17 protein-coding genes and 1 pseudogene are annotated in these 12,336 nt (G+C 45.9%); 3 read left to right on the top strand and 15 right to left on the bottom strand.

All coding sequences use genetic code 11. The features are described from left to right. Positions 1-6 precede the first annotated feature (6 nt). From JIE71_RS10195 to JIE71_RS10165, 7 genes are all read right to left on the bottom strand, one after another. On the bottom strand, positions 7-318 hold the full coding sequence (locus tag JIE71_RS10195) for a hypothetical protein (RefSeq protein ID WP_199508607.1): 312 nt from the start codon (positions 316-318) through the stop codon (positions 7-9). Between the two features lie 9 nt (positions 319-327). After that, entirely contained in the window at positions 328-651 is a 324-nt protein-coding gene (locus tag JIE71_RS10190) for a hypothetical protein (protein WP_199508606.1), read from the bottom strand. After that, positions 648-851: a TraR/DksA C4-type zinc finger protein gene (locus tag JIE71_RS10185; RefSeq protein WP_199508605.1), complete on the bottom strand. Its 204-nt coding sequence runs from the start codon at positions 849-851 to the stop codon at positions 648-650. Before JIE71_RS10185 ends, JIE71_RS10190 begins: the two co-directional genes overlap by 4 nt. Then, on the bottom strand, positions 844-1,185 hold the full coding sequence (locus tag JIE71_RS10180) for a hypothetical protein (protein WP_199508604.1): 342 nt from the start codon (positions 1,183-1,185) through the stop codon (positions 844-846). The genes JIE71_RS10185 and JIE71_RS10180 overlap by 8 nt, the downstream gene beginning before the upstream one ends. Positions 1,186-1,193: 8 nt before the next feature. After that, positions 1,194-1,847: a lysozyme gene (locus tag JIE71_RS10175; protein WP_199508603.1), complete on the bottom strand. Its 654-nt coding sequence runs from the start codon at positions 1,845-1,847 to the stop codon at positions 1,194-1,196. Between the two features lie 164 nt (positions 1,848-2,011). Beyond that, the gene (locus tag JIE71_RS10170) at positions 2,012-2,431 is read right to left on the bottom strand and encodes a Mor transcription activator family protein (RefSeq protein WP_199508602.1); all 420 of its coding nucleotides are present in this window, start codon (positions 2,429-2,431) and stop codon (positions 2,012-2,014) included. Continuing rightward, positions 2,424-2,858 (bottom strand): gp16 family protein, encoded by a 435-nt coding sequence (locus tag JIE71_RS10165; RefSeq protein WP_199508601.1) that lies wholly within the window; start codon positions 2,856-2,858, stop codon positions 2,424-2,426. Before JIE71_RS10165 ends, JIE71_RS10170 begins: the two co-directional genes overlap by 8 nt. Before the next feature lie 186 nt (positions 2,859-3,044). Here JIE71_RS10165 and JIE71_RS10160 point away from each other — a divergent pair, with 186 nt between their 5' ends. Beyond that, positions 3,045-5,006, top strand: a complete 1,962-nt coding sequence (locus tag JIE71_RS10160; RefSeq protein WP_199508600.1) for an ATP-binding protein — start codon at positions 3,045-3,047, stop codon at positions 5,004-5,006. Positions 5,007-5,057: 51 nt separating this feature from the next. Here the strand turns inward: JIE71_RS10160 and JIE71_RS10155 are convergent. The 8 genes and pseudogenes from JIE71_RS10155 to JIE71_RS10120 form a co-directional block, all read right to left on the bottom strand. Continuing rightward, positions 5,058-5,336 (bottom strand): annotated as a pseudogene (locus JIE71_RS10155) (HU family DNA-binding protein); the annotation flags it as partial. Positions 5,337-5,421: 85 nt separating this feature from the next. Then, positions 5,422-6,048 (bottom strand): DUF3164 family protein, encoded by a 627-nt coding sequence (locus tag JIE71_RS10150; protein WP_199508598.1) that lies wholly within the window; start codon positions 6,046-6,048, stop codon positions 5,422-5,424. 50 nt (positions 6,049-6,098) lie between these two features. Next, positions 6,099-6,500: a hypothetical protein gene (locus JIE71_RS10145; RefSeq protein ID WP_199508597.1), complete on the bottom strand. Its 402-nt coding sequence runs from the start codon at positions 6,498-6,500 to the stop codon at positions 6,099-6,101. Next, positions 6,488-6,691, bottom strand: a complete 204-nt coding sequence (locus JIE71_RS10140) for a hypothetical protein (RefSeq protein WP_199508596.1) — start codon at positions 6,689-6,691, stop codon at positions 6,488-6,490. Before JIE71_RS10140 ends, JIE71_RS10145 begins: the two co-directional genes overlap by 13 nt. Next, a complete protein-coding gene (locus JIE71_RS10135; RefSeq protein WP_199508595.1) occupies positions 6,678-7,361 on the bottom strand; it encodes a hypothetical protein in 684 nt (227 codons plus the stop codon). Before JIE71_RS10135 ends, JIE71_RS10140 begins: the two co-directional genes overlap by 14 nt. Positions 7,362-7,410: 49 nt before the next feature. Beyond that, a complete protein-coding gene (locus JIE71_RS10130; protein ID WP_199508594.1) occupies positions 7,411-8,175 on the bottom strand; it encodes an AAA family ATPase in 765 nt (254 codons plus the stop codon). A gap of 82 nt (positions 8,176-8,257) precedes the next feature. Next, complete coding sequence (locus tag JIE71_RS10125) at positions 8,258-10,513, bottom strand: Mu transposase C-terminal domain-containing protein (protein ID WP_228284638.1); 2,256 nt, start codon at positions 10,511-10,513, stop codon at positions 8,258-8,260. A 26-nt stretch (positions 10,514-10,539) separates the two neighbouring features. After that, complete coding sequence (locus JIE71_RS10120; protein ID WP_199508593.1) at positions 10,540-10,857, bottom strand: helix-turn-helix domain-containing protein; 318 nt, start codon at positions 10,855-10,857, stop codon at positions 10,540-10,542. Between the two features lie 210 nt (positions 10,858-11,067). Here JIE71_RS10120 and JIE71_RS10115 point away from each other — a divergent pair, with 210 nt between their 5' ends. Together JIE71_RS10115 and JIE71_RS10110 are read left to right on the top strand one after the other, a co-directional pair. Further along, positions 11,068-11,571, top strand: a complete 504-nt coding sequence (locus tag JIE71_RS10115; protein WP_199508592.1) for a hypothetical protein — start codon at positions 11,068-11,070, stop codon at positions 11,569-11,571. A gap of 97 nt (positions 11,572-11,668) precedes the next feature. After that, entirely contained in the window at positions 11,669-11,887 is a 219-nt protein-coding gene (locus JIE71_RS10110) for a hypothetical protein (RefSeq protein ID WP_199508591.1), read from the top strand. The last annotated feature ends 449 nt before the right edge of the window (positions 11,888-12,336 follow it).

The raw sequence follows: 12,336 nt of genomic DNA, 5'->3' as shown, positions 1-12,336 counted from the left end.
GCCCCCTTAACCCCAGTACTTATCAGGGCGTGCAATCCCAGCGCGGCAGTCCACTGTATAATCGACCACATCAACACCCAGTGCTGTACAGCGTGCGTGCCAGTGCCCATCAGGGTTTTTAGTCAAAGCAATCATCTTGCGCATTTCAAGATAGCTAAGCTGTTGGTGCAGCTCCGTCGGTGTCACATTGCCGTAAATGTCGTCCATGATTGTTTTTAGCATGACATCACCGCACCCTAAAGGTTCGGCACGGTGTATGGCGACCAGCAAATACCAGCGCATACCCTCACGGCGGCTCTTATTAAGGTCAATAGGCATCAGTTATCCTTATTTTTGCTGATTGAGTAGCTCATAGAGTCGGTCAAGCTTGGCTTCGACCACGGTAAAAGTGCGGTTGAAGTCTGCGCGGGTTAAGTATTTTTCGGGCAGCTCAGCTTTTAATAGCAATAGGTCTTTTTCAATCTGACGCACATCATTGCTTTGCTGTGTAAGCTGCTTTGATACATTGCTGATGGCTGCTTCTAGCGTGTCATCACGCTCACGTAACGACGCATCAAAGCGCGCAAACAAAGCCTTACCCGTGCCAAAAACCGACCCCGCAATAGTCAATACAATGCCAATGGCTTGAAAGGCTTCTAACTCTAATGTCATCGTGATTCCTTATCATAAAAACCTTGGCATTCGGCGCAGCGCGTAGCGTAGGGCGCAGCCGCTTTACGCGCTGCTCCAATAGGGTCGCCGCAGTCGATACATTCGGTGGCACTATTAGCGACAGGGCGCTTGATTTGTGACAGCGCGGCGTCTAGATGGATAGCCGCCGCGCGGTTGCCATCATCAATAATGTCACCCATTACCACCGCCCTTGATAGGCTTATTGGTAAACTTGCGTAGCACCGCATTGATTAGGTTTACGACTGCTAAAAGGATGGCAAAATCAACCGCTGTTAACATATTCTCAAGCGCTGGGGTAGCAGATGATGCCAGTGCAGCCCCGCCGCTAATGACGTTAAACCAAATAGTTTTTGACTGATACCAATGCTTAGGTGGTGGTGTAATCTGCCCATATTGCGGGGATAAAAACCCATCTTCATCAAGATATACAGAGTTATCGCCTGTACCTCTGAGCGATGGCAATTCTTCAACCGTTAGCTGGCGCTCGTTGGTTTGCTGTTCGTTGTGTTCCATATCCGCTCCTACGCTAAGAATAATGCACGTTCTTTTTGGCGACGTGTGACTAAGCCAGGTATCACTTCTAGCCGTCCATTGATACGCCCTTTATTCCAAGGTAAAAAGCTATCAGCAGCTTTAGCATAGTTGCCCGCTTTGATATTGCGATACACGCTTGAGCCTTTAAGACCACGAACGCCGATGTTATAGACCAGCGATATCAGCGCGTCGAACATATTTTGTGTGATTTCACCGCGCTCAATTTCATCAGCAAACATCATATTCACTGCTGGGGAAAAGTCCTGATTGATCACGGCTTGTTTAATACGTGCAGCTTCCGCTTGGGTGATTGGTCTGTCGCTCATGCGCACAGGGGTATGATCGGGGTAATACGTGCTGCCGTAGCCAATTGTGGGCTTTCCAACGGAATCAAAGTAAGGCTTAGAGCGGAATCCTTCATAGATATTAATCATAGCCATGCCCTCAGATGACAGCTGCATTTCATCGCCGCTGCGCCAGCCGTTGACCTGCATTAATACCGTTTTGAGTTCGTCAGGCTCAGTGAGTGCCAGCAGTTCAAGTGCGCCGTTGACCTGTTCTTGTGTTAGCCGTTTATTGTCTTGTTGAGAGCGCAACCAATCAAAAAAGGCTTCTTCGGTAAGTGCGTCGGTTTGAGTCATCGTCCACCCGTATCAGGTTATAAATAGGTAAAATCATGCGATAACGCCATAATGACAAAACCTTAGTCGGCACAATATGGGGCAGTGTTCCGATGATTCATAAGGCATAAAAAAAGCCGCTGACAAGGTAGGTCAGCGGCTTGAGGAAAACAGGTTTTTAATGATTAGCAGTCGTGTGGCATATCGAATAAGCACAGTTGCAAGCGGTTGTATGCTTGTTTTGCCTGTTGGTTGTAATAGTTTTCAATGATTTTACGCACAGTACGTACATGTAAATTATATTCAGTAGCCAGCGCGCCTTTGCCAGTACCCGTTTTATACTTTTCAATAATTGCTGCATTGCGTTCAGCTAAGGCTTTTTTGTGCTGCATAGGTAGTGTCAATATGTTGCCTTGCCAGTAGTGGCATAGGCGCTGCGCTTGGTCATTACCTAGTAATACGACCAAGTTATGACCAGCAGATAGCTTGTCGGGGGCGGGGATGTACAGTTCTTGACCTCGATAGACCTCAGTTAGTTTAGAAGCCGCCTCATGACCGAGCAGCATTTCTAAGTCTTGATAAGTCTTAGTAACTAAATTAGGCATCTACAACCGCCGCTTTTGCCATTTTCTGCTGATTTTTAACCAGTGCAGTAATGATGCCGCGCAGCTGCCGCGCATTACAAAACGTCAGCGCATCGACTTTGTACATGTGCTTTGCCATGCTCTCAGCGTACGCCCACGGCTTAGAGTCGTCCGTCAGTAGCGCTTCGATTTTGTCCATTAATAGCTTTTTAGACTTGGCAGCATCAGGCTTTTGTACTTTATGCTTGTTAGCGGGTTTGATGATAAATCCGCGCGTCTCCATGTGTGCGATGACTTTTTTAAGCGCCACGGCGCTACAGTCTTTACTTGATGCTTTACCTGTCATCTGTTGCAACATGGCGCGGTAGGTCACATCGTCAAGCCCCAGCTGGCGCTTGCCAACATGTACCAGTTGCATCAGTTTTCGCTTTTGCGGTGAGTGCGCCATAACGTCCCCATAACTACATGATTTGATAGATATTTGTAGACAGTTATGATTATAGCTTAAAGTGTTTGTTTAGAGTTATGAGCTGCAAATTTTAATTAAAATAAATTGGCTTATCTAACGCTTTTCTATTAAAATTAACAGTCAAAACTTATTTTAGTAAACATTATTCTGTAATAGGATTAAGTCATGTCAAATCGAAATACGCGACAAGTGAACTTATCTGATGACCATGTTAAGCGCGTATCAAATGCTACTCCAGTACAAGCAATTGAAGAGCTAGTTTGGAACAGCTTAGATGCAGATGCAACTCGTGTATCTATTCGTATTGAATCTAATGACATGGGTAACCAATCTATTACCATAGAAGATAATGGAGAAGGCATTACTGAAGAGCAGGCTAATGCGTATCTGATATACATTGGTAATTCTTGGAAAGCAGCTAAGTCAGAAACTAAAAGTGGTAGACCGATTCATGGTCAAAAAGGCGCAGGAAGATTTAAGTCCTTTTCATTAGGTAGAATTGTGGACTGGAAAAGCGTCTATCAAGGAAAAAACGATTTTTATCAATTAGACATAACCTTGAATTCAGATAATGCCAATAAATTTGATATATCGAATCCGTCTGTATCTAAAATAAAGCAATCTCAATCCGTAATAACCATTAGTGAGCTTAATAAGAAGGTTGCTGGTTACAACTTTGATGACATAAAAACTAAGCTTACCCAAACTTTTGCCATTCATCTATATACATTCCCTGAAATTGAAATATTAGTAAATGGTTATCCTATTAATCCTGAAGAAGCTATAGCAAGTATAAAGGATTATACGCTGGAATTAGATGGTTTAAACGGACAGCATATAGTCACAATAGTTGAATGGTCGGATATTAAGTCAAAAAAAATCTTACTTTGCAAAGATAATGGTACTGTGCTCCAAGAGCAAAAACCTGAACCATACAAGGTAAGAAGCTTGGATTACTCTTTCTCGGCCTATCTAAGCAGTGACTATATTACTCAGTTGAATAATGAATCTAGCATAGATTTAGTAGAGCTGACAGCAGATGGCAAAAGTTTGTTAGAAGCTTGCTATCAAAAAATAAATGACCATTTTAAGGATAAAAAAGACAAGGAGAGACTAGAGAGGTTACAAGGCTGGAAAGACTCAGGAATATACCCATTTCAAGATAACAGTGACCCTGGCGTTATAGAGATAGCAAAACGAGAGATATTCGACATAATTGCATCCAAGGTTGAAGACAACCTACCTAAATTCTCAAAAGCAAATCATAAGACGAAAAAATTCACTTTCAAGCTATTGTCTCAAGCACTTGAGGAGAACCCTCAGGCTATGCAATCAATTATGACAGAAGTATTGAATTTGAACACAGAAGAACAAGATGAGTTCGCTAAACTATTGGAGAAGACTAGCCTTTCTCATATTATTAAGTCGGCTAAGATTGTGGCCGATCGACTAGACTTCCTAGATTCGTTGCATACATTAGTGTTTGATCATAAAAACTCTTTGTTAGAGAGAGACCAATTACATAAAATTCTAGAAAATGAAGCTTGGGTTTTTGATGAGCATTTTGCACTATCTGCTAGCGAAAAACGTCTTGAAGATGTTCTAAAAATACATTTAAACGAACTGGGAAAGCGATGTGAAGATGATAGAAATGTTTTAATCAACGATGAAAGGCAAGGTCGACTAGACCTTATGCTCTCCAAAGCTATCGAGGTGAGACCAGGACAAAAAGACTACCTAGTAGTTGAACTTAAACGTCCTAAGAAAAAAATAGATAGTCCTGTTATTGCTCAGATAATGGGCTATGCTCAAGCAGTAAGTGATGACGAAAGATTCAATAAATCTGACTGTAAATGGAAATTTTTAGCAATTTCTAATGAGCTTGATAGTATCGCATATCGTTATGCAAACAATGCGAACTCTCCTAAAGGCTGTGTATATAGCAGCCCTGACGGAGGGATAGAAGTATATGTTATGACTTGGTCAGAGGTTATAACAAATGCGAGGGTTAGATTACAATTTTATCAAGAGCAGCTAAGATATGAGGCTGATACAGAAAGCAGTATTGCATATCTTCATAAGGTACATAACGAGTTCATTCCTCAAGAAATGAAAAAACAAGCGTAATAAAAAAGCCCATTTGCTAGAAATGGGCTTTTTTATTTATCTCTCTTAAACTTAATTCACCGCATCTTTCAGCGTCTTACCCGCTGCAAAGCGGGGTACATTAGTTGCGGGTATCAATAATGGCTCACCTGTTTTTGGATTGCGCCCATCACGTGCCGCGCGTGGTACGGCTTTAAACGTACCAAAGCCGATCAGTCTTACTTCATCGCCAGCAGCCAAAGCTTTGCTGACGTTGTGCTCAAATGATTTAAGCATAGCAGTAGCGGCGGTCTGTGTTACGCCTGCGTCGGCGGCAATGGCTTTGATTAATTCTTGCTTGTTCATGGTTTTATCCTTTTGATGTTGTTTGGTTTAATAGCGTAGGCTAGCAGCTGCGTAACCCACGGTTTTTGCTGGACAATAGATTTAGAAGCTTCTACACATTACTAAAATCAAGCGCAATTTGATGATAAGCGCCAGCGTCGTCGCGCTCATAAAAGCGGATGTACTCTTTGGTATCCGTGACCTGTACCGCATCGCTGATAGCTTCCATAGCACGCAGCCATTTTGTGTCACTAATGTCTAATGAGCGCAGACTAAGCACGCGGTGCGTACTGATTTTTCCCTCTTTATCCACTTGAAATGCTTGATTAATCAACGCCTTAATATTGTCATTACTGCCCTGTGTCCAATCGGTCAGACACTCGTCAATCAGTTTTTTTGCGACTTGTAACCGCTCATCAAAGACGATATTTTCAGATATTGCCAGCTGCACCTTATACTTACCATCATAACTGAGCAGCGTTGTATTGCCTTTCTTACCACCTAGAGTTACTTTGTACTCTTGAGCCGACAACGCTACAAAGTCGTTAAAGGCGGCAAACAGCGTGCGCTTTGTCTCTTGCATGTTTTGATGCAGCGCTTTTGCAGCATCAACCATCGACTTTACTTGCTCATCGCGCAGCTTATCGACGGGTTTGACCTTGTCGATAGGGATTAAATGACCCTTAGCATTTTGCACATAGCCTGCGGGTACTTGGGTAGTTTGGGTTTGATTACTCATGGTTTAGTCCTTTTTGTTTGTCGTTAATTCAGCGTGGGCGGGCTGTCCGTCTACTTACCACAGTTACCACCCTCATCAGGTTTATGCTCGCACCCTTGGCACGCGCGCCAGTGGCGCAGGGCGGCGGGATTATGGGTGGGTGCAGCGCTTAGCGCGTGTTCTACGCAGTAGCCACGACTGACGGTCTCACCAAGGTAAGGGCAGACCACCTGTGTTCTATAGCTCACATACGCAGCCGCGATTTTGTCCGTGCTGCCTGTATAGTTGCCCGACAGTGCAAGCGACAGGCTAGGGCGCGCATAGCCAAGACGGCGGGCAATCTCAGCGTAAGAAATGTCTTTTTTCTTTTTTTCTTCATGACAGGCGGCGACCCAATTTTCTAGGGTGACGGGGTAATGTTCCCAGTCGCTTTGATTGTCTGCACTGATTTGTACAGTGGTTATAATTTCCATATCAGTACCCCCAATAGCGCTACCGCTAAAACCACAATCGCAATAATGAGCCATACAGACATGGCATGTATTGCCCTAATATCCGCTTCGGTGCGTTTCAGTCGGGTAAGCGTGTTTTGTTCAAATTTTGGCAGCCGTTTAAGCGCCTGTTCTGCGTGCTGCTTGTGTAAATATTGCTCAACCTCGGTCATAACGCGCTCCTTTTTTAGCTTTTTTGGCTTGTTCAGAGTTGTTTTTTTCCGCCTCATGCGACGGTGGTAGCGGTTTTTCGGGGTCATACACGATCATGCCAAGATTGGCGTCATACACTTTTTTGCCGCGCTGGATTTCAGGCGCTTTTGGTCCCGTGTTGTGTAGCAGCTGATAGACAGCAAGTTGCTTGGCTTGTCCTGCTTGGCGTATTTGTAGATACCCTGCGTTATATAATTCTTTTAGGTACTGCCGTACACTGGCACTATTTAACGGGCGTTCAGGCGTTGAGCCGCTAGCGATGACCTGATTGGCATTAAAGGTTTTAATAATGCGTATCGTACGCCACACAGCCTCACCAACCGACACAGGCTTTGGCGCGCCTTTTGCGTCGATACGTGGCGGGGTTTGACCAATGTCGCGGGTCAATAGATAGCGATAAGTAGGCAATTTACGCGTTAGCTTGATTTGTTCGCGTGAGACATAGCCAGCGCACATTAGCGCGCTTAGCCATGCTTTGGCTTTATCGTAGTTGATTGTGGGGATAGTACGCGCCACATCGCTGATGATGACGCCATCTTCTGCCGTGCGTAGCATATCCCACAGTTTTTCATAGTCGCTACGCACAATATCTGTGCGCGTAGCGAGTAGGGGGTTTGGATTTACTGTCATACAGTCACTTTCATTTGAATTTTGACAACAACACATAAAAATATCCTTATTAGAATGAGCGGGGTTTAGGAGACTGGCCTGTCACGAATCCTTGCGGTAGCAACTTTTGCACATCAGCCATCGTGACCGAGCGCATACCGTTCTCTAGGGCACGCTGTCCCAGCATCTCTAGGTTGGTGCAAGTTCGGCGCGTTGAGTTACGCACAGCGCCGACCAGCTCTGTCAGTACCTCGGTATCAATGGCGACTTTCGGCGCATAGATAGGCGCTAGTAGCGCGGCATCAGCGACAGTTACAGGCTGCGCTGGCACCCATGAATGAACACGACCATGAAAGCGCTCCCAGCGTTCAAGCTTTTTAGGTAGCCGCTCTTCACCAATGATAAGAATGCTGCCTTGAGACGACTCGTAAATGTCGCGTATCATCTCGACTTTGCCCGCTGACACCGCAAGATGGTCAAATTCATCAATGATGAGCGGTCGACCTGATTTCGCCAGTTCCTCTGCGATTTGCCCCAGCATATCGCTAGCATTTTTAGCAGCGGGGATGCTCATTTCACGCAATACTGAGTCTAAAAAGCTTTTTTTAGTAGCCACGCTGGTCGCTTGCACGTAATACGCATTGGTGCGTACCGCGATATAGCTTGCAGCGACTGACTTACCGTCACCTGAGCGCCCATAAAAAACGCCTATTCCTGGTAAGCTTGGGTGTCGGCTTTGTATACGCTCGACAGCCTCGAAGCACACCGCGACGTTCGTGACTTGTGCCACCCCGTGCGCGGGCGCTGTATTGACATTGCTATAGTTATCACGCATGATTTACTCTCCTATGATTGAGTATGCGTTACTTGATTAGACGTCAGTCACTGCAATGACTGGCGTCGCCTTTGCTTAGGGCTTAGCCCCACTTAAAAAATGGTCGCGTGCCATGCTCAGCTTCATGAGCGTCACTATATTCACGCACCTTTATCTTGAAAATCTTAGATTCAGGGTACAGCTCGTAAAAGTCCGTATCCGCCGCCTCCAGCGCGTTACCTGCTTTCACCTGAGCATCTAGCGACAGCCAGCGCTCAAATTTTGCGTCCTGCTCAGACTGCCCACTTGAGGCTACTTTTGGCTTCTGCGCCTGTGTTATCGGCGCTTGTGCCTGCTGTGTTTTGTCCTCAATGTTTAGACTGTTTAGGCGTTCAAATGCCGCCTGCATTGACACGTTCGGCTCTATCAGCTGCGCGTCTTCAATCTCTGCAAGGCTGGCATTTAACCGCGCTTGCGCCCGCTCAATATCAGCCGTTGGCATCATCTGATTCTGTACGTGCTCGAGCACGCGCTGTGGCCGCATATTCTCTAGCGCATTGTCCACATGTACTTGCGCACGTTTGACCTGTCCGATTGCGCGCTTCTCCCGTGCATCATCGACAGCAGACTGGGCAAAGTAGCCTTTTTTGTTGGCCTCAAATTCAGCAACGCAAACAAGTCGCTGGCTCATATCGCGCACCCAAACTTTCGAGCCATCGTGAATGTCATAGCCCACCAGCATCGTCTCCCCGTGATACTGCTCAAGCTCACGGCTAAAATACTTATTACCAAACAAATTGATCTCACCGCGCAGGCATTTACGCTGCACATACGGACGGTACAGGTCGTCACGCTCAGCATCAGAAACCAGCACCAGCGCTGTACCAGCTTTATTCATTGCGGCGGTTTGTTCGTCCCACATTTGCTGCGGGGTTAAGTTCACACGCCGTCCCAGCGTTCTGTTTTGGCGGCGGGGCAGGCCGCTGTGCGGCTCATTGTTATAGTCAATAACTGCTTGCGCCGCCGCTTGCAAAAACATATCCCAACCGATCAACGACTTAGACTCGCCAAAAGCTTTAATATCTTTGCGTGTGCGTTTAAACACCGCTTGCCGTGCTTGGCTGTCCATATCCGCCCCCATGTAGGTCGGCAGCTTTTTAGCAAGGCGTATCCATATCGTTTGATGTACCCGCTCAATCATGCCGCGCGCTTGTGAGTTATACGCGATAGAGTGTCTGACCTCTGTACCCATCCGCGTCATAAGACCCGTCGATTCATCTTTCATCATCGCGTTTTTATAGCCCGACCCGTTATCGACATAAAATATTGCAGGGATGCCATAGCTGCTCGCCGCGCTGGATATAGCGTCAAGGACAGCAAGACCGCTTTCTGCTAAGTCAACGCTATAGCCGACCACCATTCGTGTGCATACATCCATCACCGTGGTGATTTCAGGTCTAAAGGGTTTGCCCGTTTCAGGGTGCGCGACTTCTGCATCAAACGTGTGCCCGTCTGCCGTGTATACATCAGATGGCAGCAAAACAGTGGTATCACGGCGCACAAAAGGCTTGATGTTCTTAATCTCACGACTGCCCATGCGTCCGCGCTCACGCTCGACATTGCCCAGCGTATGCTCTAAAAAGTACCGCGCTTGATGGTAGCTCGGCGCTGTCATAGCACTGTCTTTTAGCGCGGCTTCTAAGCGGCGCATGACCTCCGCCAGTTCAGGCTTGGCGGGATCAGCCCACAGCTTTAACAAGATACCCGCCCATTCGGGCAGCTCTGTTGTGCGCGCTTTAGGCGCAAGCTCTGCCACCGCGCTGGCGCTCTCGATAGCGACTGCTGCTTCAAAGGTTTTTACCCAATCAAAGAGGGTGCGGCGGCTTACGGTTGCCTTGCCATCTTTACCGCTTTTAGCATTGGCGCGTTTCAGTGTCGCGGTCAGTGCATCATCAAGTCGGGCTTCTTTGCTGGCTTTCGCAAAGCCTTCTACCGCTTTGGTTTTGCCTGCTAAGGCTGCAAGCTCTAGCACATGACGCACGATAGCGACGCGTGCAATACCGCAGTCCCGCTGCCAATCGGCAAGCGTAGCCGCTGATTTCGACACAGGTGTAGTGGTGGTGGTCAGTTCGGACTTAGTGGCTTTGGCTAAAGCCACCTCATTGACTTCCGCCGCTTCTGCGATTTTTGATAGCGCTTGCAGTTTTACCTGTTCGAATAACACGTCGGGCAAAATATATTCACGGCGCACACCACCGCGACCCGAACTAGGTACTTCTACAAACGCCCATTTATTACTTTTTGCATATTTATCTAAGCCACGGCGTGATTTTGGTAACTCTGATAGTTCAAAGTTCATAATTTCTGTCATAGTGAACTGGTTTTTCATGACAACAGCTCCGCAACCGTGGTATATTTAGCGGCATACCTTGGTCTAACGCGCTTTTTATCTACTGTCCATCGCGTTGGGAATAGTAATTGCACAGGGACATTAAGATATTTAGCGATAGCAAGTTCGCCTTTCGTAAACGGCTGAACTAAGGCTTTACTAGCGGCGCGACTGTCTACATCCATCTGTTCGCATAGTTCCGCCAAAGTCACGCCACTCTTATGGATAGCAGACTTAATATCCTCAGGATGCCAGCTGCCATCAGGCTGTCGCTCTAACGTATTGAATAATGGGTATTGCTCAAAGCTCAACATGTGATAACCCCAGTTCCGAATCAGCACCGCTGATTTATTTTTAATAGGTTTGATTTAGAGTTCGATAAATCAACTTGTAAACATATTAGTTCATAAAAGGTTCGATGTAAACAGTTCAATATTAAAAATATGAACTATTTTTAAAGATATTTTATTTATTCAATGGTTTCAATAATTTAGAAATATGGCACTTTAAAGGGAGGGTTTGGCATGAGTTCCGAATCAGTATCAAATAATATGGAACTAGACACATTGTTAAAAAAACGGCTATACCAGCTCATGACCGCAGAAGAGAAGGAGCAACCGTTTTCCTTTGCAACGCGTGTAGGGTTAGGTAAATCAACCTTTCATAGCATCTGGACAAAGGGCAGCACCAGTATTCATAAAGCCACAGCCAAAAAAATAGCCGACGCTACAGGTGCAAACGTCGACTGGATACATAAGGGAGTGGGTGAGCCTTACAGTGCTAATGGCTTGAAAGTGGCGCAAGAACCCGCACAGGCAGCGCAAAGCTTAACGGTAGCAGATACTGACGGTGTCGATATGGCAATGATGATCGAAGCGCTTACGATCGTAGAAGACCACCTGACAGCGCACAATAAGCGCATGGACAATGATAAAAAAGCCGAACTGATTGTCAGCATTTACGACTTGCTATGTAAAAGCCCTGATGCCAGCAGCAGCATCACAACAATGCTCAAGCTTGCTGTGTAAACAATGCGACAAGGTTTGTCGTACTTTGCGTAAAAACTATTGTTCATCGCTATGCGCGTCTTGTAACATACAATCTCCAATCAACAAAGGAGTCCGTATGACAATAGAGTTCCCGCGTCACAGCGGTTGTAGTGATGACGACAGTAAACTGGAGGCAAAAAAAAAGGACATAGCCACACTTTTGAGCAGCCATGTCCAGCCAAATGAGCAAACAGTCGTTACACTCTCAGATGCCACAGGCAAAAAAGTTAAGCTTAAAACCCCCACCGCTGATGCGAATGAACTACTGCGCACAGCAATGGCACTTTTTAACTGAGCCTGAGCTTATTTCCCGCAACCAGCGGGATGATATATGCCATAGCTAATGATGGCACTTTTCCCCTGATGTGGGGATGATTGGATTAACAGGTTAGTGCAGAATAAAGTACAAAATGCTTGCTAACCTGATTTGCACTAGATTGGTAGTGCAGAATAAAGTATAAACCGCCTAATTAGATACAGACTCTCAACTTATCGCCCAACCTTAATGCAGCCCCCATAACTAAAGGCTTCTGTCTCACCTAGTCTTGCTCTGTCTCATATAGTCCCACATACCCCTAGTGCAATATAAAGTACTAACTCACATCTTTCCTCTTATCCACCGCACAGGTGGCTTGAGCCACGTTAAAAAATTGCATGTCAATTTTAGTGGCGCAAGGGAAATCCTTTAAATAGATTTTAGTCCTATAATGCTAAACTTATGCCCGTCGTAAACATTTCGTACAC

The sequence above is a fragment of the Psychrobacter sp. bablab_jr014 genome (assembly GCF_016464015.1).
Classification (GTDB): domain Bacteria; phylum Pseudomonadota; class Gammaproteobacteria; order Pseudomonadales; family Moraxellaceae; genus Psychrobacter.
This window is presented reverse-complemented; position numbering and strand designations above follow the sequence as displayed.

What these genes read in the sequence shown, in the direction of transcription:
- JIE71_RS10165 (WP_199508601.1), bottom strand. Translation starts at nt 2,858, where the DNA reads ATGGCGCACTCACCGCAAAAGCGAAAACTGATGCAACTGGTACATGTT.
- JIE71_RS10130 (WP_199508594.1), bottom strand. Translation starts at nt 8,175, where the DNA reads ATGCGTGATAACTATAGCAATGTCAATACAGCGCCCGCGCACGGGGTG.
- JIE71_RS10160 (WP_199508600.1), top strand. Translation starts at nt 3,045, where the DNA reads ATGTCAAATCGAAATACGCGACAAGTGAACTTATCTGATGACCATGTT.
- JIE71_RS10135 (WP_199508595.1), bottom strand. Translation starts at nt 7,361, where the DNA reads ATGACAGTAAATCCAAACCCCCTACTCGCTACGCGCACAGATATTGTG.
- JIE71_RS10190 (WP_199508606.1), bottom strand. Translation starts at nt 651, where the DNA reads ATGACATTAGAGTTAGAAGCCTTTCAAGCCATTGGCATTGTATTGACT.
- JIE71_RS10120 (WP_199508593.1), bottom strand. Translation starts at nt 10,857, where the DNA reads ATGTTGAGCTTTGAGCAATACCCATTATTCAATACGTTAGAGCGACAG.
- JIE71_RS10145 (WP_199508597.1), bottom strand. Translation starts at nt 6,500, where the DNA reads ATGGAAATTATAACCACTGTACAAATCAGTGCAGACAATCAAAGCGAC.
- JIE71_RS10125 (WP_228284638.1), bottom strand. Translation starts at nt 10,513, where the DNA reads ATGAACTTTGAACTATCAGAGTTACCAAAATCACGCCGTGGCTTAGAT.
- JIE71_RS10185 (WP_199508605.1), bottom strand. Translation starts at nt 851, where the DNA reads ATGGGTGACATTATTGATGATGGCAACCGCGCGGCGGCTATCCATCTA.
- JIE71_RS10175 (WP_199508603.1), bottom strand. Translation starts at nt 1,847, where the DNA reads ATGACTCAAACCGACGCACTTACCGAAGAAGCCTTTTTTGATTGGTTG.
- JIE71_RS10110 (WP_199508591.1), top strand. Translation starts at nt 11,669, where the DNA reads ATGACAATAGAGTTCCCGCGTCACAGCGGTTGTAGTGATGACGACAGT.
- JIE71_RS10115 (WP_199508592.1), top strand. Translation starts at nt 11,068, where the DNA reads ATGAGTTCCGAATCAGTATCAAATAATATGGAACTAGACACATTGTTA.
- JIE71_RS10140 (WP_199508596.1), bottom strand. Translation starts at nt 6,691, where the DNA reads ATGACCGAGGTTGAGCAATATTTACACAAGCAGCACGCAGAACAGGCG.
- JIE71_RS10170 (WP_199508602.1), bottom strand. Translation starts at nt 2,431, where the DNA reads ATGCCTAATTTAGTTACTAAGACTTATCAAGACTTAGAAATGCTGCTC.
- JIE71_RS10150 (WP_199508598.1), bottom strand. Translation starts at nt 6,048, where the DNA reads ATGAGTAATCAAACCCAAACTACCCAAGTACCCGCAGGCTATGTGCAA.
- JIE71_RS10180 (WP_199508604.1), bottom strand. Translation starts at nt 1,185, where the DNA reads ATGGAACACAACGAACAGCAAACCAACGAGCGCCAGCTAACGGTTGAA.
- JIE71_RS10195 (WP_199508607.1), bottom strand. Translation starts at nt 318, where the DNA reads ATGCCTATTGACCTTAATAAGAGCCGCCGTGAGGGTATGCGCTGGTAT.